The organism is Alteromonas alvinellae (assembly GCF_902705805.1).
In genome coordinates this window covers 1-22,313 of the sequence record NZ_CACSIH010000176.1, presented here as the reverse complement: position 1 = coordinate 22,313, position 22,313 = coordinate 1, and the positions used below count along the sequence as shown (strand labels likewise).

Annotated in this window: 18 protein-coding genes and 3 pseudogenes; 16 read left to right on the top strand and 5 right to left on the bottom strand. The window is 44.4% G+C overall.

Going from position 1 to position 22,313, the window contains the following annotated elements:
- Nucleotides 1-23 precede the first annotated feature (23 nt).
- Genes ACX5KA_RS12955 through ACX5KA_RS12945 form a run of 3 tightly spaced genes read left to right on the top strand, consistent with a single transcriptional unit; the run spans nucleotide 24 to nucleotide 4,218 of the window.
- Entirely contained in the window at nucleotides 24-2,186 is a 2,163-nt protein-coding gene (locus ACX5KA_RS12955; protein WP_458731351.1) for a TonB-dependent siderophore receptor, read from the top strand.
- A 9-nt stretch (nucleotides 2,187-2,195) separates the two neighbouring features.
- Nucleotides 2,196-2,732, top strand: coding sequence for a hypothetical protein (locus tag ACX5KA_RS12950; RefSeq protein ID WP_458731350.1), 537 nt, complete (start codon nucleotides 2,196-2,198; stop codon nucleotides 2,730-2,732).
- Between the two features lie 10 nt (nucleotides 2,733-2,742).
- The gene (locus ACX5KA_RS12945; protein WP_458731349.1) at nucleotides 2,743-4,218 is read left to right on the top strand and encodes a PepSY-associated TM helix domain-containing protein; all 1,476 of its coding nucleotides are present in this window, start codon (nucleotides 2,743-2,745) and stop codon (nucleotides 4,216-4,218) included.
- A 327-nt stretch (nucleotides 4,219-4,545) separates the two neighbouring features.
- Here ACX5KA_RS12945 and ACX5KA_RS12940 read toward each other — a convergent pair whose 3' ends face one another.
- On the bottom strand, nucleotides 4,546-5,124 hold the full coding sequence (locus ACX5KA_RS12940) for a demethoxyubiquinone hydroxylase family protein (RefSeq protein WP_458731348.1): 579 nt from the start codon (nucleotides 5,122-5,124) through the stop codon (nucleotides 4,546-4,548).
- A 225-nt stretch (nucleotides 5,125-5,349) separates the two neighbouring features.
- On the opposite strand from ACX5KA_RS12940, the gene ACX5KA_RS12935 reads away from it, so the two are divergent.
- The 3 genes and pseudogenes from ACX5KA_RS12935 to ACX5KA_RS12925 all read left to right on the top strand — a co-directional run bounded on the left by ACX5KA_RS12935 (nucleotide 5,350) and on the right by ACX5KA_RS12925 (nucleotide 8,683).
- Nucleotides 5,350-6,426, top strand: a complete 1,077-nt coding sequence (locus ACX5KA_RS12935) for an SMP-30/gluconolactonase/LRE family protein (protein ID WP_458731347.1) — start codon at nucleotides 5,350-5,352, stop codon at nucleotides 6,424-6,426.
- Between the two features lie 276 nt (nucleotides 6,427-6,702).
- Nucleotides 6,703-8,270, top strand: a pseudogene (locus ACX5KA_RS12930) (S41 family peptidase).
- A complete protein-coding gene (locus ACX5KA_RS12925; RefSeq protein WP_039222040.1) occupies nucleotides 8,270-8,683 on the top strand; it encodes a hypothetical protein in 414 nt (137 codons plus the stop codon). Before ACX5KA_RS12930 ends, ACX5KA_RS12925 begins: the two are co-directional and overlap by 1 nt.
- Nucleotides 8,684-8,793: 110 nt before the next feature.
- Here ACX5KA_RS12925 and ACX5KA_RS12920 read toward each other — a convergent pair whose 3' ends face one another.
- Nucleotides 8,794-11,136: a YgiQ family radical SAM protein gene (locus tag ACX5KA_RS12920; protein ID WP_458731346.1), complete on the bottom strand. Its 2,343-nt coding sequence runs from the start codon at nucleotides 11,134-11,136 to the stop codon at nucleotides 8,794-8,796.
- A 228-nt stretch (nucleotides 11,137-11,364) separates the two neighbouring features.
- Between ACX5KA_RS12920 and ACX5KA_RS12915 the strand changes: the two genes are divergently transcribed.
- Nucleotides 11,365-11,829 (top strand): EVE domain-containing protein, encoded by a 465-nt coding sequence (locus ACX5KA_RS12915; protein ID WP_039222068.1) that lies wholly within the window; start codon nucleotides 11,365-11,367, stop codon nucleotides 11,827-11,829.
- 139 nt (nucleotides 11,830-11,968) lie between these two features.
- On the opposite strand, the pseudogene ACX5KA_RS12910 reads toward ACX5KA_RS12915, so the two are convergent.
- Nucleotides 11,969-12,175, bottom strand: a pseudogene (locus ACX5KA_RS12910) (hypothetical protein); the annotation flags it as partial.
- Between the two features lie 261 nt (nucleotides 12,176-12,436).
- Complete coding sequence (locus ACX5KA_RS12905) at nucleotides 12,437-12,625, bottom strand: hypothetical protein (protein WP_240485800.1); 189 nt, start codon at nucleotides 12,623-12,625, stop codon at nucleotides 12,437-12,439.
- 173 nt (nucleotides 12,626-12,798) lie between these two features.
- On the opposite strand from ACX5KA_RS12905, the gene ACX5KA_RS12900 reads away from it, so the two are divergent.
- Nucleotides 12,799-13,545, top strand: coding sequence for a hypothetical protein (locus ACX5KA_RS12900; RefSeq protein ID WP_039222048.1), 747 nt, complete (start codon nucleotides 12,799-12,801; stop codon nucleotides 13,543-13,545).
- 50 nt (nucleotides 13,546-13,595) lie between these two features.
- Nucleotides 13,596-14,402, top strand: a complete 807-nt coding sequence (locus ACX5KA_RS12895) for a DUF3307 domain-containing protein (RefSeq protein WP_014976375.1) — start codon at nucleotides 13,596-13,598, stop codon at nucleotides 14,400-14,402.
- A 41-nt stretch (nucleotides 14,403-14,443) separates the two neighbouring features.
- Here the strand turns inward: ACX5KA_RS12895 and ACX5KA_RS12890 are convergent, their stop codons facing one another.
- Complete coding sequence (locus tag ACX5KA_RS12890; RefSeq protein WP_232380349.1) at nucleotides 14,444-14,944, bottom strand: helix-turn-helix domain-containing protein; 501 nt, start codon at nucleotides 14,942-14,944, stop codon at nucleotides 14,444-14,446.
- A 513-nt stretch (nucleotides 14,945-15,457) separates the two neighbouring features.
- Here ACX5KA_RS12890 and ACX5KA_RS12885 point away from each other — a divergent pair.
- The 7 genes and pseudogenes from ACX5KA_RS12885 (at nucleotide 15,458) to ACX5KA_RS12855 (ending at nucleotide 22,096) form a co-directional block, all read left to right on the top strand.
- Nucleotides 15,458-15,958, top strand: coding sequence for a hypothetical protein (locus ACX5KA_RS12885; RefSeq protein WP_458731345.1), 501 nt, complete (start codon nucleotides 15,458-15,460; stop codon nucleotides 15,956-15,958).
- Nucleotides 15,959-16,255: 297 nt separating this feature from the next.
- Entirely contained in the window at nucleotides 16,256-18,619 is a 2,364-nt protein-coding gene (locus ACX5KA_RS12880) for a TonB-dependent receptor (protein ID WP_458731359.1), read from the top strand.
- A 15-nt stretch (nucleotides 18,620-18,634) separates the two neighbouring features.
- The gene (locus tag ACX5KA_RS12875) at nucleotides 18,635-18,928 is read left to right on the top strand and encodes a hypothetical protein (protein ID WP_458731344.1); all 294 of its coding nucleotides are present in this window, start codon (nucleotides 18,635-18,637) and stop codon (nucleotides 18,926-18,928) included.
- A gap of 20 nt (nucleotides 18,929-18,948) precedes the next feature.
- The gene (locus ACX5KA_RS12870; RefSeq protein ID WP_458731343.1) at nucleotides 18,949-20,511 is read left to right on the top strand and encodes a PepSY-associated TM helix domain-containing protein; all 1,563 of its coding nucleotides are present in this window, start codon (nucleotides 18,949-18,951) and stop codon (nucleotides 20,509-20,511) included.
- Nucleotides 20,512-20,519: 8 nt separating this feature from the next.
- A complete protein-coding gene (locus ACX5KA_RS12865; protein ID WP_458731342.1) occupies nucleotides 20,520-20,810 on the top strand; it encodes a DUF3325 family protein in 291 nt (96 codons plus the stop codon).
- A gap of 57 nt (nucleotides 20,811-20,867) precedes the next feature.
- Nucleotides 20,868-21,237 (top strand): annotated as a pseudogene (locus tag ACX5KA_RS12860) (LysR substrate-binding domain-containing protein); the annotation flags it as partial.
- A 352-nt stretch (nucleotides 21,238-21,589) separates the two neighbouring features.
- Nucleotides 21,590-22,096, top strand: coding sequence for an outer membrane beta-barrel protein (locus ACX5KA_RS12855; RefSeq protein ID WP_458731341.1), 507 nt, complete (start codon nucleotides 21,590-21,592; stop codon nucleotides 22,094-22,096).
- Nucleotides 22,097-22,313: the final 217 nt, after the last annotated feature.

Here is a 22,313-nt window from a genome sequence, read left to right as displayed (position 1 = left end):
ACAACTAACAGACAACACTCAACATGAATAAGAAATTACTCAGCTTGGCGGTAGCGGCTATCTTAGTGTCTCACGCACATGCTCAGGAAGATAAAAGTGGCGCTGGCTTAGCTATAGATAAGCGAGAAGCAACAGCGGAAAAAGCAGAAGCGAATGCAGTAGAAAAGATTGAAGTAGTGGGCATGCGTTCTCCGTTTGGCGCAACAAAAACAAATACACCCATTGTCGAACTCGCCCGTACAATTTCCATTGAAACCGCATTAGATTTAAAGCAAAAAGGTGTGTTAAATCTTTCTCAGTCTGCCACCTATATGGCGGGTGTGACGGGGGAGTCATACGGATACGCCACCCGAGTCGATTCAATCTCTTCCAGAGGATTAAGTATTCCGCGCTATCGCGACTCAATTCAAGAGTTGTTTGGCAGCTATAATTCTACGCGGGCTGAAATTTACACAATGGAACAGGTTGAGCTGCTTAAGGGGCCTGCCTCTGTACTTTACGGTCAGGGTTCTCCCGGCGGCATAATGAACTATGTGTCGAAAACACCTACGTTGGGTAAAGGAAGTGAAGTCGTCTTGTCTTACGGAAGCTTTGACCGCGCGCAAGTTGGATTAGACGTAAACGGCAGTCTATCTGAGAATGATAAATGGGTAGGGCGTTTTGTTGGTATTTATCGCAATGCTGACTCTCAGGTTGATTACGTTAGCGACGACACCCAAGTATTCATGCCGTCACTGTCCTTTATGCCTTCTGACAATACAACGCTAACACTGATTGGATTATTTCAAGATACCGATAGCGATACAGCTGCGCAATTTATTCCTGTAGAAGGCACGTTACTGCCTTTGGCTGACGGCACTTACTTACCCGACCAGGATGTTTACGCAGGCGAACCAGGGTTTAATAAATTCGATACTAAGTCGAACCAAGTTACCTTACTTGGCGAGCACTTGATTAACGATACAACGTCACTTTCATTTACTGCCTTATGGCGAGATGGCGAAGCAGACTACCATCAAGCATGGGCTACGTTTACTGGCGGTACGAGATATCTAAATGCTTATGTTGGCGCTCCGGTTGCACCTACCGACACATTTGTTCCAAGAACGTTTTATCAGGCAGACAATACCTTCAGCCAACACGCCTTTGATGTTCGCGTAAACAAGGGCTTTGTAACAGGTTCTTTCGAACACGAGTTACTAGCGGGTGTCCAATATCAAAATGTAAAAACTGACGCCAACTCTGCATACTACGCAGGTGGCGGGGTATTACAGGGTGACTTTAGGTACATTCTGGACTTGGCAAATTCCGAGTACACCGGCGCACCAGAACAAGCCATTTTCGATGCAATTTATAACGACGCGCCTGAGCAGACGGTTACGGACACGGGGTTATATCTATCAGACCAAATTTCCTTTGAAAACTGGCGGGTAACGCTAGGTCTGCGTCACGACCGTGTTGACAATGATACTGGCGTAACGGAGCAGGATGACACGCAAACATCTTATTCAGCTGGAATTTTGTATCGCTTTGACAACGGTATCTCCCCCTACCTTAGTTACGCTGAGTCATTCGAGACTGTAGTGGGATTAGATAACAATAACAACCAGCTCAAGCCAGAAGAAGGACGTCAATACGAGGCAGGGATTAAGTATGAACTATCTTCAATTCCTGGTTTTATCATGCTGGCGTATTACGATATTGAAGTTTCAAACCTTCCTAATCCTAATGGATTACCAGACGAAGCGGCGCAACAGCAAGGCGTAACGACCATTGAAGGGATTGAGCTAGAAGGGCGCGTAGACTTTGGCCAGATAACAGCCCAGTTTGCGGCGTCGGTCATGGATGCTGAAGATCCTAACGGTTTCTCGTTGTCAGCACAGCCAGATAGCAATGCATCCCTATGGATAAATTATTCTCCACTCGAGCTTGAAGCGCTGACCGTAGGAGCAGGTATTCGCTACGTAGGAGAGTCGGTTTCTGAAAACGGGGTTATTAGATACGACACACCTAGCTACACCCTTGGTGACCTGATGGTGTCGTATGTGCTTTCAGATAATTTGGATTTGCAGCTGAATGTAAGAAATGTGACCGATAAAAAGTATCTCACATCGTGCTTATTCAGAGGTGACTGTTTCCCTGGTGTGCGCAGAACAGTGAACGCGTCGCTAACCTATTCGTTTTGAGGATTTATCATGCTTTCAGTTGCAGCGGGTGGTTTAACACTCGCAGCCTTAGGGGTTATTTATAAAAGTTGGCGCGCTCAAGCGTCAACGTATCTTTATTTAGGTCTTGTCGTATGGCTTATCTCAGCAGTGTGCTGCTCTTATGCACAAGGCTGGGAATTTGGTGTGCTGTATGCGCTGTGTATCCCTTCTATATTAGTGTGGCCTTTTATTGCGTTTAACCAAACGCATTTGCCTCAGCCAAAAAATGTACCTCAGCCGAGGAGCTTTGACTTCTCGCGACGTACAGTTCTAGGGAACATCGCAAACTACATCGTGGTGCTGGGTGTTTTATTGGTTGTGAGCGTTTTATTAACGCTAGGAATATGTGCGCTACTCCCATTCTCAATAGCAGGGAAGTTGGCTACAGGTATCGTGCTGTTGCCAATTTTGTGGGGTCTTATTGTTTATCACTACCTTGCCACCGCCCACAAAATTAAAGTTGTTGTCGCTTACGCAGTTTTGGCTGCGCTTTGCCTACCAATACTTATTTTCTTCCCCATGTAGGTGAATATCGATGGATAAAATAACAAAACAAAATGCATTAAACGCACATACTTGGGTGGGCGTTTTTCTAAGTGTACTTCTCTTTTTGGTGTGTTTATCTGGGACCGTTGCGGTTTTTCACTTAGAGTTTGAAAGGTGGGAACAGCCACATATTGAAGAGATGGAGAATGTTTCCCCACAGTCAATTGAAAAAGCGATGGATAGTTTCCTAGCTAAATATACCGAAGAGTCTCACCACCTTTACGTGGTATTCCCGACATCCGACATACCGAGGTTAGTTGTTGAAAACGACCACGTTGCGTATTTTGCTGATAGCGAAGGTAATCTGCTGGAAGAAGAAAGCGTGGCCTTCACCCAAATGTTGGTGGACTTGCATTTATATTTAAACCTGCCGCATAGCTGGGGAATGATTTTAGTCAGTGCCTTAGGTGCCATTATTTGCACCTTGGTTATTACAGGTATCATCGCTCATAAAAGGATCTCAAAAGATGCATTTAAAATAAGAAGAGGCGGCAATGGTCAGCAAGCACAGATTGATTTGCACAACCGCTTTGGTCTATGGGCAGCGCCGTTTCATTTAGTCATCGGCATTACGGGAACTTACTTTGGTTTGGCCGGAGTTATTTTAGCGTTAGTTGCCACCGTAAATTATGGCGGAGACAGAGACGCTGTAATCGACCAAATCTTTACGCCAGACCCTGTCATCGCCCCACAAGAAGGTAAGCCTGCTATTGGAAAGGCGTTTGCCCAAATGGAAACGCTAGCGCCAGAAAAGTCGCCAATCTTTTTAACGGTACACGAGGTTGGTGAGCCAGAGCAGTTTATTGAGATATATGCGAAAGCCCCGAACAGAATGATCTACGCTGAAGGCTATCGTTTCGATACAGCGGGAAATTTTATCGGTGATGCTAGTTACGAAGATGGAGAGTGGGGCAAGCAATTGTTTTGGGCCATGTATCGTTTGCACTTCGGCGATTTTGCCGGCATGACCAGTAAATGGTTGTTTTTTATCCTTGGTGTCATGTTAACTATGCTTTGCGTTTCTGGAATGGAAATTTGGCTGTCTAAAAAAGCACACCCACCTTTGGCAAGTCGGCTTTGGTATAGCATGGTCTGGGGAAGTGTCAGTGCGTTGGCTCTAACCGCCGTGGCTGATATGTTCTTTGCAGGTCCACTCATAGCAGTATTTTGGGGGGTGATGGTGCTTAATACTGCGTTGACAGTAGCAATAAAACGCTTAACTAAGCCAATCTGGTTACTAATTTCGGGGCTTAGCGTACTTGTTTTAATCAGTGCTTACGTGGCTGTTCACGGCAATGCTGCATATACTATTTCTTCGCTGCAACTCAATATTCCTATGGCGGGCTATGTCATTTGGAGCTTATACCGTGCACGCACGTTAATAAACCGCGTTAGGGCTAATCGAGCAGATGCGAAGAATGATGGGAAAGATAGTAATGCGCAGGTGGCCAAGTTAATAGTATAGAAGAGACGCGTGTTTAGAAGTACAAAATGTTGAGCGCTTTGGTAGCGCCTAACCATAGCAGCGGTTAGGCGTTAATTGCGCTTTTTCCTTTTCCACGTTCCGCCGTAGAGATAACCCGCGCTATTCGCTGCCTGTTCCTGGCATGTTTTACAAACAATCAACCAGCGCTCACTATCGCTGGTTTGCACTCTATACTGTATGTCATCTGCTTTACCGCAGATATCGCAAGGTTTTGGCGGTCTAACTCTACGTTTTTTGCCCATTCATTCTTCCGCGATGCACTACGTAATATCTCAGAATTAGTTATGTGAAGCGTCGGTAACTTGTTTAAATGAACCTCGCAATGGAAACTGCCGTTGATGAGCCTGCGTTTACCAAGTGTCCCCACAATTTCATAGGCAGCGATGTTTTTTTGGCCATTAAGGATCCTGCCTCGTCTCTGTGGTGCTGCTCGTCCATCTGGCATCGCTTCAACCTGTCGATGACATTTGAAGGCGGGTTAGGTTGCATCACAAGTTGACAGCACTGATTTTCATAATGGGTATCGACAAATTGTTCAACGCAGTAAATAGTATAAAAAAACCAATTTTCACCTAATAAGCGAGGAATAAATCCTGTCATAAATCCAGCCCCAATCCAAAGAGGAAGAATAAAGCTCCCCCTAAAACGTGGCAATTCATTTTCGAAAATATCGAGGTGATGTTTTTCAGTTTTCAAGTGCTGGTGGATAAAGCGCGTAGTTTCGCTTGTTGAACGCACTATCTTAAACAAGCTCAGAATAAATTCAGCACATAGAGCGCCTCGATATATCCATACCGCACCAGTTTCCCCAGCATGACTTGCTCTTAGTTCTTTGTCTAGCTGCTTGGCATACGAAGCTTCGAGTGTTTTTGAATAAAATGACATGATGTACCTCTACTGCATTTTATTATGAAACGCGCGAACGTTATTTATAGATGTCACTTTACGAATTTGTAATGCATAAAAGCGATGCCTCGAAAAAGGTTTGTAAAGGGGCGTGAGTAATAAGTAACTATTCAAAAACGAAAGGGGAGTGTTAACCGTTTGCTTGGTATGGTGAAAAAACTAAACGCCTGTAAATGGGATGCGATTTAAAAAGGCAGAATGCTAATGAAAATAATGTGGTCCATAGCTATATTTGTTGTCCTTTACCTACTATTGTTGCCAGTGCCGATAGAGCCAGTCGCCTGGCAAGCACCTGTCGATAAGGGGTTTGAAGGCAAATTTGCAAAAAACACACGACTATCAGAATTAACGCTCGTTGACATGGGCAACGACTATGGGCCTGAAGATTTTGCTTTGACGCAAAATGGCACCTTAGCAATATCGAGTCATTCCGGCGCTATTCTATTAAAGAAGAAAGGCGAAAGCGCTTTTTACCCTTGGGCTAATACAGACGGTCGCCCCTTAGGCATTGAGTACGACAATAAAGGCAACCTTATTGTCGCTGACGCCCACCTAGGGCTTCTTAAGATAAATTCATCGGGCAAGGTCTCTGTGCTGGTTGATAAGGTAAACAATACACCGGTCGTGTATGCCGATGATGTAGATATTGCTCAAAACGGCAACATCTATTTTACCGACGCGACCACTAAATTTTCGGCAAAAGACTTTGGTGGTACCCTTAATGCTAGCTTGCTTGAAATATTCGAACACCAGGGTAATGGCAGGTTAATTGAGTACAATCCCTCCACTGGCAATAGTGTAATACTCATGGATAAGTTGGTATTCGCGAACGGTGTGGCAGTCAGTCACGATGAACAATCGATACTGGTTAACGAAACCGGAAAATACCGTGTGCTGCGTTATTGGCTTTTGGGGCCAAACAAAGGGCAAGTCGATGTGCTTATTGATAACTTGCCAGGCTTCCCAGATAACATCAGCCGTGCAGATAATAGCAACTACTACATTGGCCTTGCGTCGCCGCGCTCAGCCCCTGTCGATATGCTGTCTGATAAACCATTTATTCGAAAAATAATACAGCGCCTTCCCGGTTTTATGCGTCCTCAAGGGCAGTCTTATGGGCACCTTTTAGAATTAAGCGAAAAAGGTGAGATAGTACAAAGTTGGCAAGATCCAACCGGCGCTTTCCCCTTTGTAACAGGCGCGATTAAAACAGATGAGGGGCTTTATATCAGCAGTCTTACGGCCAAGAATGTTGGGCTTTTGCCGGTGCAGAAGCATTGATTGTTATGGCGACGTAGCTGGTTGACTCCAAAGCTACAAGAAAAAGCGCGTACCTTGAAAAGTAAAAATGCTCTATTGCGAAGTAACTTAGCTGACTAACAAAAGGGTTGGTTAATGCCCTTAGAATAAAAGCACATACATTTTATAACTAGAAATATTTTAAACTTTTGTTTTGAAGTTAGGTTTATAAGGATTTGTCATTATCGGCTATGCTAATGTTTAAATTTCGAGCTGTAGGCTTTGGTTAGCCATTCGCGATAAGGACATGTTAGAACTATGAAAACGTATGTGTATTCTTTAGTTGCATTAGCGGTGACGATTTCTCAGTTAGCAGGGTGTGGGGGCAGTGGTGGTTCATCTAATTCCTCTGCGGTAGTGACTACGCCTCCAGCGACAGTAACGCCTGACCCTACATGGGAGGCTGGAGTTTATAAGCCGCAATCGCAGTTCATAGCCAAATGTGAAACACCAAGGAGTGGTATCGATCCTTTCACAGGCAGAGCTTATCCAGACACCCAAGGTACCGCCATGGATGAAAAACTCTGGCTGCGCTCTTGGACCAACGATACTTACCTCTGGTACGACGAAGTCGATGATAACGATCCTGAGAATTTTTCAGTATCGGCGTACTTCGACCAACTAAGAACAAATGAATTAACGCCAAGCGGCACGCCAAAAGACAATTTCCATTTTTCACAAGACACCGCTGAATACAACGAGTTATCTCAGTCTGGTATATCATCGGGCTTTGGTTTTAGCTGGGAATTCGGCTCAACAACAGTGCCAAGAGAGTTAACCGTACGGTACACCGAGCCCGGTTCACCTGCAGCGTTGGCAAACGTGCCGCGCGGCGCCAAGGTAGTGAGTATAAACGGCGTTGATTTTGTTGATGATAATACCCAGCAAGGCGTGGATGCTATTAACGACGAATTATTTCCTGATGATGCCGGTACGACCACAAGCTTTGGTTTTGAACTGGTTGACGGCACCATGCCAACAGTAGATATAACGTCAGATGATATCAGTGTAACGCCGGTGCAAAATGTTAAGGTATTGGATACAGAAAACGGGAAGCTAGGCTATTTTCAATTCAATAGTTTTATTGTTACTGCGCAAGAAGAGCTAATTGGTGCTTTTGATACTTTTGTCGAAGAGAATGTGACAGAGTTAGTCATGGACTTACGTTATAACGGCGGTGGCCGATTGGCGTTAGCTTCACAGCTTTCTTACATGGTAGCGGGTCCAAGTCAAACCAATAACGCCACGTTATTGATTATAAACAAGGCGTGCTTACTGATACCTTATTGCCAAGCCTTTCACTAACCCGTCTATACGTTATCTCAACGGATGCCACTTGCTCCGCCAGTGAGGCTGTTATGAATGCCCTTCGAGGTATAGACGTTGAGGTAGTGCAAATTGGCTCTACTACTTGTGGTAAGCCGTATGGATTCTACCCAACAGACAATTGCGGCGAGACCTACTTCACCATTCAGTTTCAAGGGGTTAACAACAAAGGGTTTGGTGATTATGCCGACGGCTTTATGCCAACCGCTACTCCTAGTTTTGATTTTGAACTACCAGGATGTGAAGTTGAAGACGACTTTACCGCAAGCTTGGGCGACCCAAATGAGGGGATGCTGTCAGCCGCATTAGAATATGCTGCTACAGGCTCATGTCCCGAAGTCGTTACGTCAAACGGTGTGGCGGATGTCAAAGCACTGCGCAGTAACCAAAGTGCGTTAGGGGGCGAAAAGCTCACTCCTATCGACAAGCCTGAAAAACGCAAAGAGAACTTTATTTTACACAACAAGATAAATCAGCCTGTTATTAAGGAGCGCAAGTAATGTCGCTTTTTAATAAAAAAGGAAAACTGCTAACAGGAAGATTGCTAGTAGCGCCTCTCGCCATACTTTTGGCCTCGGCGAGCGGGTGCGCGACAACGCAGGAGGCTGAGTTACACGAGGCAATTACCAAATCCATCAGTGTGAGTCAGAATCAAACTATTGAAAGTAAGATCAGCAACTGGTTTGGTGGTCTTAACATAACGATAGCCGATGATGCATTCAGTCAAACCGCGAGCATAACGATTGAGCGTAAAGCAAAGGTTGATGGCAGGGGACTACCTATTGACGGAAGGCACGACAACCCTCTTTATAGCTTTACACTACTCAGTGATGGTGAACAGTGCGTGTTGCGTAACGACCAAAGTGGAGAACTTGCCGAGCTTGAAAATGTGACCTGTTATACTGTGGACTAGGCATAAGTCAGGGGAAATCGACAAAAGCGTAATGTCATCGTCGACAATAGGCCTTAAAAAACGCCCAGAGTTTACACGCTCTGGGCGTTTTTTTTCTATCATTTGTGCTGCTATCGTTTGTGCATGCTTGGCTGCTTTTGCGTGCGGCCACGACTGTTGCCGCCGCTATTATTTCCTTTTGAAGCGCTGCCTCTGTTCTTATTCCCGCCTGCTTCGTTACGCTTTTCTACTGTGTTTCCACGACCTTGCTTGTTAGCGTTGGAATTACGTCGGCTCTTATTTGCGCCGCTACCGCCTTTGCTGTTCTTGCCCTGAAAGGTAGGAGGAAGGCCAGTATGTTTGGTTAGTGCGCGTTCACCGCGACGGCCTTTTTGCGCTTTTTGGCGTTTTTCATTTGCCGTTTCTGGCGGAACAAGGTGCTGAGGACCACGGCCTATCAAATCTTCGCGCCCCATACGTTTAAGCGCTTCACGAATTTGTGCAAAGTTTTTCGGGTCGTGATAACGCAGCATCGCCTTGTGTAATCGACGGTGGATCTCACCTTTTGCAGAAGGCACTTCTTCACTGTCTTTAGTGACTTTGCGAAGGGAATTTACCTCGGTATGGTACATGGTGGTAGCCGTTGCCATTGGCGACGGATAGAAGTTTTGTACCTGATCAAGCTTAAATTTGTTTTCTTTAAGCCAAATCGCAAGGCTTAGCATGTCTTCGTCGGTGGTACCCGGGTGCGATGCAATAAAGTAAGGAATTAGATACTGCTTTTTACCTGCTTCTTGTGAGTACTTATCAAATAGCTCTTTGAAGCGGTAGTAGCTGCCCATGCCAGGTTTCATCATTTTTGAAAGCGGGCCATCTTCGGTGTGCTCTGGAGCGATCTTTAAGTAGCCGCCTACGTGGTGAAGGGCCAGTTCTTTCACGTACTCTGGATCTTCTACCGCTAGGTCGTAACGCACGCCTGAAGCAATCAATATCTTTTTAATTCCAGGCAACTCACGTGCACGGCGGTATAAGTCGATAGTTGGCTTATGGTCCGTATCCATGTGCGCACAAATGCTAGGGTATACACAAGAGGGGCGACGACATGTAGCTTCCGCTTTCGGGCTCTTACAACGTAGGCGATACATGTTCGCCGTCGGGCCGCCTAAGTCTGAAATAACACCAGTGAAGCCCGGTACAGTATCGCGTATTTGCTCAATTTCTCGAATAATAGAGTCTTCAGAACGGCTTTGAATAATACGGCCTTCGTGCTCGGTAATAGAGCAGAAGGTACAGCCGCCGTAGCACCCGCGCATAATATTAATACTGAAGCGGATCATTTCGTAAGCAGGGATTTTGGCATCGCCATAGACAGGGTGAGGCACACGCTGATACGGTAAGTCAAATACCGCGTCCATCTCTTCTGTTTCTAGCGGCATGGCCGGTGGATTAATCCAAATGTGTCTGTCGCCGTGGCGCTGCATCAGCGCGCGAGCACAGCCAGGATTGGTTTCTTGGTGCAAAATACGCGACGTATGTGCGTACAACACCTTGTTGTCTTTCACCGTTTCGTACGCAGGTAGCTTAACGTACACGTTTTCCCAAGGCTTACGCTTTTCTTTCTCTTTTTGCGCAGGCTGAATAACGACAGGCGCAGCTTCTGGCGCCTCGCTGCTTTTGGTGTCTTTATCCTGCGAATCGCACTCAGGCTTCATCTGATAAGGGCTTGGAATGGCGTCTATCTTGCCCGGCCTGTCAAGAGAGGTCGAGTCAACACCTTGCCACTCAGGTAAGGCTTCTTTTACGATAATTGCCGTACCGCGAATGTCTCGCAAATCAGCAATATCTTCACCTGCCGCTAAGCGATGAGTGACTTCAACAAGAGGACGTTCGGCGTTACCGAAAAAGAGCATATCCGCTTTAGAGTCGAACAGTACAGAGCGGCGTACTTTCTCACTCCAATAGTCGTAGTGCGCAATGCGACGAAGGCTGGCTTCGATGCCACCCACAATCACAGGTACACCTTTAAACGCTTCACGGCAGCGCTGTGAATAAACGGTTACCGCGCGGTCAGGACGCTTGCCACCTATATTGCCTGGCGTGTAAGCGTCGTCGTGACGAAGCTTTTTGTCAGACGTGTAGCGGTTTATCATAGAGTCCATATTGCCGGCTGTTACGCCGAAATACAGGTTAGGTTTACCCAACTTCATGAAGTCGTCTTTGCTGGTCCAGTCTGGCTGAGAAATAATACCCACGCGAAAACCATGTGCTTCAAGTACTCGGCCAATCACCGCCATACCAAAACTAGGGTGATCTACATATGCATCGCCCGTTACCAAAATAACGTCACAGCTGTCCCAGCCAAGGGCGTCCATTTCTTCCTTCGACATGGGGAGAAAAGGTGCAGTACCCAGGCAGTGTGGCCAATATTTAGGGTAAGAAAACAGACCGCGATCGGCCTTAATGGTGGCTTGCATAGTAATCACATCTAGATAAATCAGAGAGTTGCTGAGCTTAAATTACGCAAAAGCTCAGAATTAGTGCGCAATTATAGCAGTGTTGGCCAAGCTAAGGTATAGCACTGTCATTAAATAAAAGCGCTTTGTATACTGGTGTTAGTTCAAAAGATAATAGCGCACGTGCAGCGTATCTTTATTTATATGCGCTTTAGTAAGTGTGCAAACTTTAAGAGAATGAATAAAACCATGGCGTATTGGCTATTTAAAACAGAACCTGATGCATTTTCTATCGATGACTTGGCAAGCCGACCTGATCAAACTGAACCGTGGGACGGGGTAAGAAATTACCAAGCACGTAACTTTTTACGAGACGGCGTTAAATTGGGTGATAAAGTATTTATCTATCATTCAAGCTGCAAGCTGGTCGGCATCGCGGGCGTTGCCGAAGTGGTAAGAGACGGCTACCCGGACACCACGCAGTTTAACCCTGAATCAAAATACTACGACCCTAAATCAAGCCAGGATAACCCCCGATGGTATCGCGTTGACGTGAAATTTGTAGAGAAATTTTCAAGCGTTCTGCCGCTTTCAGTGATTAAAACGATGGACGGTATTACTGAACTACCTTTAGTGAAAAAAGGCGGAAGGCTTTCGATCATGCCTGTAGAAGAGGCTGAATGGCAGCAACTTTATGCTGCTGCCACACAATAAGTTAAATGCTAAGAAAGCGTAGCAGTCATGCCTTGTTAGCTCGCTCAAGATAAATACAAGTGCTATCTATGCGGTCTAACTTTTTTGTATACAGTGTATCTAGCGGTTGTAACTCGCGTATTTACCCAACGAAGGGCCGCTACTTGCCAAATGCGAACTTGGTGTCAGCATCGCGCAACAGAAAAAGTGCAAAGCACGCACCCCACATAGGCCATGCGGCAAAAAACAGCAGGTGATTAAAGGCATCTAGGTACTGCGGGAAGGAAGAAAGGGTAGACCCACTGTGAAGAATAAAAATAAGACCGTAGGTGTATTTTTTAGCAAGCCCCGCTAGGAAAGCTAAAACTTACGGTAAGTATCGGTATGGCGTCTATGGAGCTGAATCCATCACGCCATGATGCTGCTTCGCGAAGCAAAGAGAGTGCTTTATCGCTGGTTCAGCAGGCAGACAGAGCCCTTTATCAAGCTAAAGCGTCTGGGAGAAACTGCGCTAAACTTTAATCCATATAAACGTCAAACTCTTAGAGTTTACCTCACACTTTTGTTTAGAGCAGTCCGGCTCCAAGACACTTACTATGTAAATAACGTTGGCGAAATTGAATGTATCTTATTTGGATTTGTTTTCTCCAACTGTCAGTACCATCTTGCCAATATGCTTTTTCTTCTCAAAGTCTTGTTGTGCCTGACAAATTTCAGCGCGTACTTCAATAAGTACATCGTTGTCGCTGAGTGTAGGCAAAGGTATGTTTTCGTTAAATGTAAGCGCGTCGAGATCGCCATGTTTAGTTAACTGCACGCCGTACATTTCATTTGGGTAATGATTTCATATTTGTCCCCCAGAGTTTTTGCTTTCCGCTACGCAATTTAGTCACATGTGAATTTGTGATTAATAACAATCACATTTTGCTGTGTGATTGTTTTTGAATTTGAGATGGTAGCGTGTCATAGTGGACCCCTAAACGGAAAAAAGTGTCTATTGAAAGTAGAAAAGACAATGCGGCGCATAGTGAAATGACAAAAAAGAGTGCTTTAACAAGCAATGCAAAAAAGCGCGCTGGTGTGATTACCGGTGACGTCTCCAACTCTCAGTCTTATTCTGATGCTGAATTCAGAGAGATAATTGCTACGCTGAGAGAGCGTTTAACATACTACGCCGAGTACTACGGTGGAGACTTTGATATTTATCGAGGAGACGCATTCCAGCTAGTTGTCGCACAACCACAGCATAGCATTGCAGCCGCAGTTGGATTGCGGCTAGCACTAAAGGCGCACGCTTTAAGTGTAGATGTGCGAATGAGTGTTGCTGTGGGAGAAGCGCAATTTCGCCCTTCAGAAGTAAAAACTGGCACTGGAGACGCGTTTGTGTTGTCAGGACGAGGGTTAGATAACATAAAGCCGCACCATCTTACTTTTTGTAGCGGTGAACAAACACTCGACGACAAAACGCAGCTCTTAACACGTTTTGCCGACGCGCATATCAGTGGACTGACACAAACCCAGTCGCAAACCTTACTCGCGTATCTTGAAGCCACGGATAAGAGCCATGAAAGTGTAGCGGCCATACTAGATAAAAATCGCAGTAACGTAAGTCGAATTCTCAATGCCAGTAACTATAAACTGATAGCAGAATATCTCGACTATATGGAGAGAGCGCTCATTTTATGGGTTCAAGGTGGAACCTCATTAAAAACGGAACAATTGACCAAGGAAGACTAATGTGATGACGGGTTATACAAAAAACATAATGCTTGCAACAGGAGAGTCACATGCTTGCTGAACCTCAACTGCTGGTGGCACTTGTGTTAGCGCATCTATTAGCAGACTTTTATTTTCAACCGTTTACCTGGGTACAGCAAAGAAACGAACGACACGCACTGGCTTTGCCCTTATACCTACACGCAATCATACACGGTATACTCGCGGCAGCTGCAATGTTCTTGTTTTCATCAACGATAAGTATCGCAAGTATAGGTATTGGGGCAATTGTAGTCGCCGTTTCTCACTTCAAAATTGACGTGATTAAATCGTACTGTAAGCAAAACACTACGTCTTTTGTTGTCGATCAAATAGCGCACATTGTCGTGATCTTAGGCGTATTTTTGTATGCCACCAATCAATGGCGCGAGGCAGTAGGACTACTTCAGCAGGTGGGTACATCGCATCTACTAGTGGTCTTAGCCTATTTGGCGGTACTTAAGCCCAGTTCAGTTATTATTAAACAGCTGCTGTCGCCTTGGAGCGATGAAGTATTAGCTAATAAAATGCCGTCTTCTCACCCCAACGATCCGCCCACAATAAGTACAGAGGCACAGCAAACTTTATCACTGGCAGGTCAACGAATTGGCTATTTAGAGCGCGTACTCATGCTTACCTTTGTATTGTTAAATCAGTTTTCTGCCATAGGTTTTCTTATTGCGGCTAAATCTATATTTCGCTTCGGCGACCTCACTAAACACCAAGACAGAAAGCTAACTGAATATGTACTTTTGGGCACCTTCACCAGTGTGGCGATGACGTTTGCCATTGGTTTGGCATGCGCAGCGGCATTAGGGCAATTACCCATAAAGTCTTAGCAAGGGCTTTATTGAGTAGGTAGTGTCCAAAATAGTTTATTCTACGTGCTGTATTGTTTAATGAATTGGCTTGGGGTAATGCCTTCGTGATTTTTGAAAACACGACTGAAGTGAGATTGGTCATTGAATCCCAGTAATAACGCGATGTCGCTCATGGAATGAGTATTCGCGAGTAAGTATTTTTTACTTTGCTCAACACGGTATTGGGTAATAAATTGGTACGGTGTTTCCCCAACACTCTTTTTAAACTCTCTTAAAAAGTGGAACTTGCTGCAAAAAACGAGTTCGGCCAGCGCATCTACGCTAATGGTACTGCCGATATTTTCTTTAATATATTGCTCAATCTTATCTATCTGTGACTTGCCTATTTTGACACTCTTTGCTGAGGCATCTTGAAGGTCGCGGTAATTTGAATAATTTTGGATATAATGAGCAGAAAGTGCAGACAATAAGCTACTTACATAGGCTTTCCCATTACGACCCTTTGCTTGTGTCTCTAATAACAGAAGCTCAATTAGCCCCTTTATGGTCTCGTCTTCCACGTTATAGTTGTTCAGAAACTGCAGCTGTTCTTGTTCTACCTTAAACGGACATGCGTCTAAAAATACACGCTCTTCAACCGCTAAAATAACAAGGCTCGGATATGTCGTGTGTAAACGGCGTTTTAGATGGGTTTATCCAAATGTTTCCCGGACTGGTTTTTAAAGAAACCATACTTCCATTCGCTTCTATGTTCCAATTCAGGTCGCTTTCAAGGGCGAGTGCGAAATAGAAATAAGGGGTATACACATTTTGAGGGTAAAAGTGAGGCGACTTTCCTTTCTCTAAAATGATGCCTTTCCAATCGAGACCGTCGTTTGAAAACGCAATATCTAGTACGTCTTTGCACGATGAAGGTTAATGTGTCGCATGATCAAAAAAGGCTAAACGTGACTTCAAGCTTTATGTTTCCTTTAGCAATAACCTACAAATAATTAGCATTAATGTGCAATAACTAAGGCGCACCATTTCATATTCTGTCGTCATTGATTCTTCACTTAAAGCGCACAGCAAAAATGTTTAAAACTACAATAACAGTAATTGCACAGTCACTTTTGATATCGCCTCTGGTCATACTACAACCGGGCGTATCACACGCTCAACAAACATCGCAAACAGCCGCGTTAAACCAAGCCCGAGCAGGCATTGAACATCTAAGCGCTAACCAGGTGCAGTTAAGTAGTGAGATCAAAAATAGTCATCGTCAATACAACCAGCAAGGATTTCAATTAGAAAATATCACGTTAAACACAGAAGTGGGCAACTTGGCTGCAAATTTATACCTTCCAAAAGGTATTGCTAATCCACCAGTGGTCGTTGTTACAGGTGCATGGACATCTGTAAAAGAGCGCTGGCATGTGCATTTAGAGGCAGCGAAAGTAATGGTGGAAGCAGGAGCTAGATTAGATTTGAAAGGTTATGATGGCAATACGCCAGAACAGCTTGCAAGGCAAAACGGTTACGAGGTTCTTGCTAAGTATCTGTTGCAGTTCCGAACACTTAATCGAAAGCAATAAACTGCCACTCCGATACTGTTTAAAGGAAACTTTCCAGTTGTTTGAAAATCACGAGTGATTTGTTGACAAAACGTAAAGATGTGCAGAATTTTAGTATTTTTATGAAAAAATTGAACTTAAGTCTATTTTTATATTGATTTTACAGTGAAGCCACCCTAACATTCGCGCCCTTATCAAAAGTGATAATTATTATCATTTAGATTTGGGCGGAAAATGAACCACACTTCACACAAAAAAAGTAAAGTTGCTAATGCAATTCTTCTCTCTCTTTTATCGGTGACAACCACAGTCACCGCTATGTCGGCACTCGCGCAAGACAACGATGCCGAGACACCTGTAGACTCTCAAGCACAAAGTGCTGAAGAAAACTTAGACGTCATAACCGTTTACGGTCGCCACAATCGACTTATTCTAGAGTCGGGTACGGCCACTAAATCAAATATGAGCCTAATGGAAACGCCAGCGGCTATTGTGGTTGTTGACGGTACATTATTGAGAGAGCAGGGTGTTGATACGCTGCAAGAGAGTATTCGCAACATCAGTGGTCTAAGCCAAGACGGAAACAATTACGGTGTAGGTGATAATTTAGCTATTCGCGGCCTTGGTGTTAACTACACCTTTGACGGTATCTATGCTGGCGCCGATTTGGGCAACAGTTATAACCCAACGCGTTCAATGACTAATATTGAGAGTATTGAAGTGCTCAAAGGCCCCGCAACTGGTCTATACGGCATGGGTGAAGCTGGCGGTATTATTAACCTTATTGAGAAAAAGCCGCAGTTTCAAGAAGCCTATGAAGTTAAAGCCTCTGTAGGCAGTTGGGACAGTTATTCAATAATGGCTGACGCAACAGGCGCAATTAACAAGGACCTTGCTTATCGCGTAGTAGCAAACCGCGAGCAGTCTGATGGTTATCGTGGACTTAGCGATGAGCGAAGCGAGCTTTACACGTCACTTAAATATGTTGCATCAAGTGATAACCAGTTCCTACTGTCTGCTGCTTATATTGACGACGCTGTACAAATTGATTCCGTAGGCCATCCCGTTCGACTTATCGACCTCACCATGTTTGATACTGACGCAGGTAGCTTAACTGGCGCAGACTTAGTTAACGATACTGCAGAATCAGGTGGTTTACAGCTTACCGACGCTCAGCGCGACGAATTAGCTGCATCGCTAGTTTCTACCGATGGCGTTCAGCCTTTTGACTTAGGTGATACTAGCCTTATCTCACCCATTTCACGTCCTAATGAAGGTGAAGAGTTCCGCGTGAAGCTTCGCCAAGACTTGGCCATTAACGACGATTGGTCTTTAACTCAGCAACTACAATACCGTACCTACGAAACGTCGTACATTCGTCAAACTAGCGCTTACAACTATGTCTATGTTGACCGTAACGGCACCACTAACTTAGAGCCTCGCGCTCCACTCGTTATTGATGATGTACTTTATCCATATGCAGCGCGCCGACAGGAATACCGCAAAATTGAAGCAGAAGAAAGTGTGTGGCAGTATTTCATCGACCTTACTAATACTTGGTCGCTAGGCGATATTCGTGGTGAGCATCTATTTAGTGCTAATTACGAAAATATGGACGTTGAATACACGCAATGGTCTATTTGGGATGCAGACGACACACGAAGCGATGCGGTGCCTTACATCTTAGATATTCGTAACCCGAATTGGCCCGCAGGCACATTTGAGGACTATAACCCAGCGCTTCGTAGCAAATATGACAAAGAGGTATCTAGCTGGGGCGTGAGCTTCCAAGAAGTGCTTTATCTAAATGATAACTTTACTGCACGTATTGGTGGTGCATACGGTGGCGTAAAGCAAACCTATCAGAACCAATTTAGCGACGGTAACCCAGAGTACGATGCAAACGATGATGGTTTCACCTACAACCTAGGCTTAACCTACATGTATAGCGATAGCCTAAGTACTTTCATTAACCACTCTAAGGGTCGCACTGCATATAGCACACTAGGCTCTCTATCAGAAGAAAACAACCGACCTGATTCTGAATCAGAATCGTGGGATTTAGGCGTACGTTTTACTGCGCTAAATGAACAGGTCATTGGCTCAGTCGTTGTGTTTGATACAGCGCGTACAAACCTTCAGTACACCAATCCACTGTATGAAGATAATATTGAAGATCCATCTTACAACATTGATGTACCTGAGTTCTATTACGACGAACAAGACCGCACTACGGGTGTTGAAGTGGATATTAACTTCGATATTAATGAGCAGTGGTCGCTTAATGCAAACGGTACATATCAGGAGCCGCGTACTGAACCTGGCGCATATGCATCGAACACTGATGAAGAACAGACGAAGGGAATTGCTGAAAAGTTCGCAAGTACTTGGCTAACCTATAGCCATAGCTTTGAAGCGCTACCTGCGCCGGTTAAGTTCAGCGTTGGTGTAACCTATGAAGACGAGCGTACCATCTCAGCATCGGTATTTGGCGTAGACTACGCATTCGTAGACTCATACACAGTATGGGATGCAGCAGTGAGTTATGTATCGGATGACTGGGACGTACAGCTTAACCTACGCAATCTGGACAACAAGGACTACTACAGTAGTGCTATGTACCTAGGTGGTTTACCTGGAGAAGAACGTAACGCGAAGCTTTCTGTTGCGTATCGCTTCTAAAAAAGAGTCAGCACATTGAATAACAACGTAGACGTTGCGCTGCGTAGTATAGCCGCCATTCTGGGCGGCTATACCGTTTCTGCGCTAATAAGCTTTTACTTCGCTTTTATCTTTTTCCACACGTTAAACCAGCAAGAGGGCGTAGCAATACTAAGTGGCAGTATGGCAAGCTACTTCGTATTTTTTGCTGTATTTATCGCAAGCTTTGCAATTAATAATACGAAGAAGTGGTGCGTGTTTTTAATTGCTTTTATTTGCATACTCGCCGTGGCACTTCCGTTAGTCTCACCTTTAAGCGCCCCTTTATGAAAGCTACATTTAGAAAGAGTATGATTTGGTTGCACACCTATTTAGGTGTGATACTCGGCTGGTTGCTTTTCGCCATATTTTTCACTGGTACGTTAAGCTATTTTACACCGGAAATAACGCGCTATCTGATGCCTGAACGAGGAAGCATTTCTCAAAGTCAGCAATCGATGATTGCCCACTCTTTTAGTTATTTAAACAAACATGCAGGTGAAGCTGAAGAGTGGCGGATAGCCTTGCCTTTAGAGCGTTCTGCACTTTGGAGTGTGCAATGGCGTGAGGGTAAGCAAAGACAAACTGTGACGTTCAATAATCAACTCGCTGCTAGAGAAAATGAAACAGAAACGAAAGGCGGCTTGTTTTTTAGAAATTTTCACTACACGTTGCAACTTCGAGGCTATGGCGAGCGATACATTGCGGGCATTGCTGCAATGGCAATGTTGCTTGCTATTTTTACCGGTATTTATACACACCGCCGATTTTTTAAAGACTTCTTCACGCTTCGCCCTCAAAAGATAAAAAAGTGGACCACCGACTTCCATGCTTTAGCCGGTATTCTCACTATTCCATTTTGTATTATGATCTGCCTAAGTGGTATTTTTATTTACGCGATCATGTATTTGCCCTATACCGCTAATGCTAACTTCGAACGGGGAGAGCGAGGGGTAAATCGCCAGATTATTCCTTCACTGCCGAGCCTGCAGCTAGATGAAAAAGTTATTGGTAGCGATAACTTGTTAAGCGAGCCGCCCTCCACGTCGACTCCTGTGCCGAACTACGCGCATATACTAGAAAAAATTGCTAACCAGTGGCGCGAGCCAAACTCAATAGCAAGAATTACCGTCGAAGGCGTAGGGTATAAAAATAGCCGAATGATTGTAGAGCGCAGTAAAGCCACAACAGTATCAAACCGTGCAGACCGATTAGTTTTTGAAACTTATACAGGTAAATCTCTTGAAGGTTACGATGATGAAACGGTTCCAGCACAAATACGCCGCATATTATACGGGCTTCATCAGGCTAATTTTGCCCCTTTTGGCATGCGATGGTTGCTATTTGGGTTAGGTATTTTAGGCTGCGCGCTTATTGCCACTGGCAATATCATATGGGTCACACAGCGGAAAAAAAGCGCTAAGCAAAACCCGTTCACGTTGGCGCTTGTGGAAAAAGGCAATGTGGCGGCTGTTGCTGGCTTAATATTGGCGAGCGTTTCGTTTTTTATTGCTAATAAGGTGATAGGACAGGATGTAGCAGGCCGCGCCCAATTAGAAGTAAACACATTTTTTACTGTGTGGGCATTAAGTGCTGTACACGCATTTTTGCGCACAAAAGCTGCTGTTGCTTGGAAAGAGCAGTTCGCGCTAGCAAGTGGGCTTTGTTTTGTTACCGTTGCTATAGAACTCGTGTTATTTAGAGACCGAATAGTGCGCAGTGTCGAATATTTAGATAGCGTATATTTAAGCTTCATTCCTGCTTTTTTCGCTTCAGGTATTATCTTGTATTGGGCAGCGAAGAAAATAGGTTTACGTATTACCAATGCGGAAATAGTCGCAAAGAATACTAAACCTAGCACTTACGAGAAATAGGAGCAGGAATGATAACACTGGTTTTTATACTACAACTGTTAGGCTTCTTATGTTTGATGTTAGCAATGAACAAACACGTAAAGCAGGCAGGTAATAGTAGATTATTAACGCAGGTGCTAAGAGTATTACCCTCGCCACCTTTTACCCAGTTAGTAGGCTGGATGTTACTCATTGCATCTTCGTGTTTAGCGCTAACGCGTATTGAAATTATCAGTATCGCAATAGTGTGGTGGTGCTGCACATTAAGTGCAGCCCTGTTGACTGTAGCCCTGTACTTCAGTTCTTTATGTGATACTTAGATGAGCTTCTAACATAGACGATAGCGTCATCATAAATTACAAGAAGAAAACCCGGAACTCTCGCTACGACTGCACGTAAGCGATAGCCGAGTGGACTTTTATCGCGACGGCGTTGATGTAGCGCTTCGTGCTATGACCAAAGAAGCAGTAAAAGAGTCACAAATGTATGGTTTTAAACTGTGCAACATTCCTCATGTTATTTGTGCATCGCCCGGATACATTGAAAAGTACGGTGGACCACTCACAGCAAACGACCTTATTCAGCATAGTGCCTTGCTCTATAAACTTTACGATCACCCCAGCAGTAAGATTAATCAGAGATGAGTTGAAACACGTTATAGCCGAGAAGCGTCTGAGATTGATAAACGCAAAAGTAATTAGCGAATCTGAATGGCCAGAAGTAACCAGTATTAAGAGCCTTATTTGAGCAGTGGCTTGTAGTTTAGAATGACCCGACATTAGCCACTACACGTCGAATAAGTCGGTATAAAAAGCGGCTTACATAGAATGTTTGCTTCAAATAAACATAATTATTTACACTTTTTTCGATATTTTTCATATCGAATAGCTTTTTAAGTTATTGTTTTTGCTCGAAAACGATGAGTAATGCTTTGCTGAAGAAAGGAGTCGCCCCTTTGTCCAAGGACTGTATAAACAAGGCCAGTTTTGGTAACCCTCTGTTTCACTATACCTCTGAAGCGAGCGCGCAGTACTGAGAAGAAAGAGATGTACCCTAGCTTCATATATCAACATTTAAATTGCATTAACAAGGACTAAAAATGTTTAAAAAAGCTATGTTATCAGCTGCACTATTATCTGTTTCTCTTTCAGCATCGGCGAACTGGGTATTGGGCGTTGGCTATGGAAATATCTCTGATAGCGAAGGTGATATCGATATTAGCCTTGGCGGTGTTATCGCATCTGCGGGCTATCAATACCAAATAAATGATAATTTTCGCTTTGTACCAGAGGTTCGTTTAGGCACGGGTATTAGCGACGACGACGTAATGGGCGTTAACGTAGAGCTTGACTCATTTTACGCAATGTCTGTTCGTGGTGAATATACTATTGCAGAAGGACTATACGTATATGTTGTGCCGTCTTATGGCAAGCTAGAAGTTACCGCAAGCGCTGGAGGTTTTTCGGAATCAGTAGAGAGTGATTGGGAGTTTGGTCTAGGTGGCGGTGTAGGTTATATGTTTACCGAGACAAGTGCTGTTGAATTATCGTTTGAAACTTTTGATGATGTTGACGTGCTAAGCATTGGCGCAAAGTTCGCCTTCTAATAGATGCTTAAAATTGAGGGGGAATTATCTTCCCCTCATCAATTCCTTACACCGCTAACATAACGTTGCCTTGCATGGCTCATAAGAAGTCCACCAAAAGTAAAAAGACAATGGAAGGACTATAGTTCTATAAGTCTCAACCGCCATATAGCTTTGCTCCTTTTCATTTCGGTTAGCTTATTTTAATAAGGCTATGTTCTGCTAAATTGTTGCTATA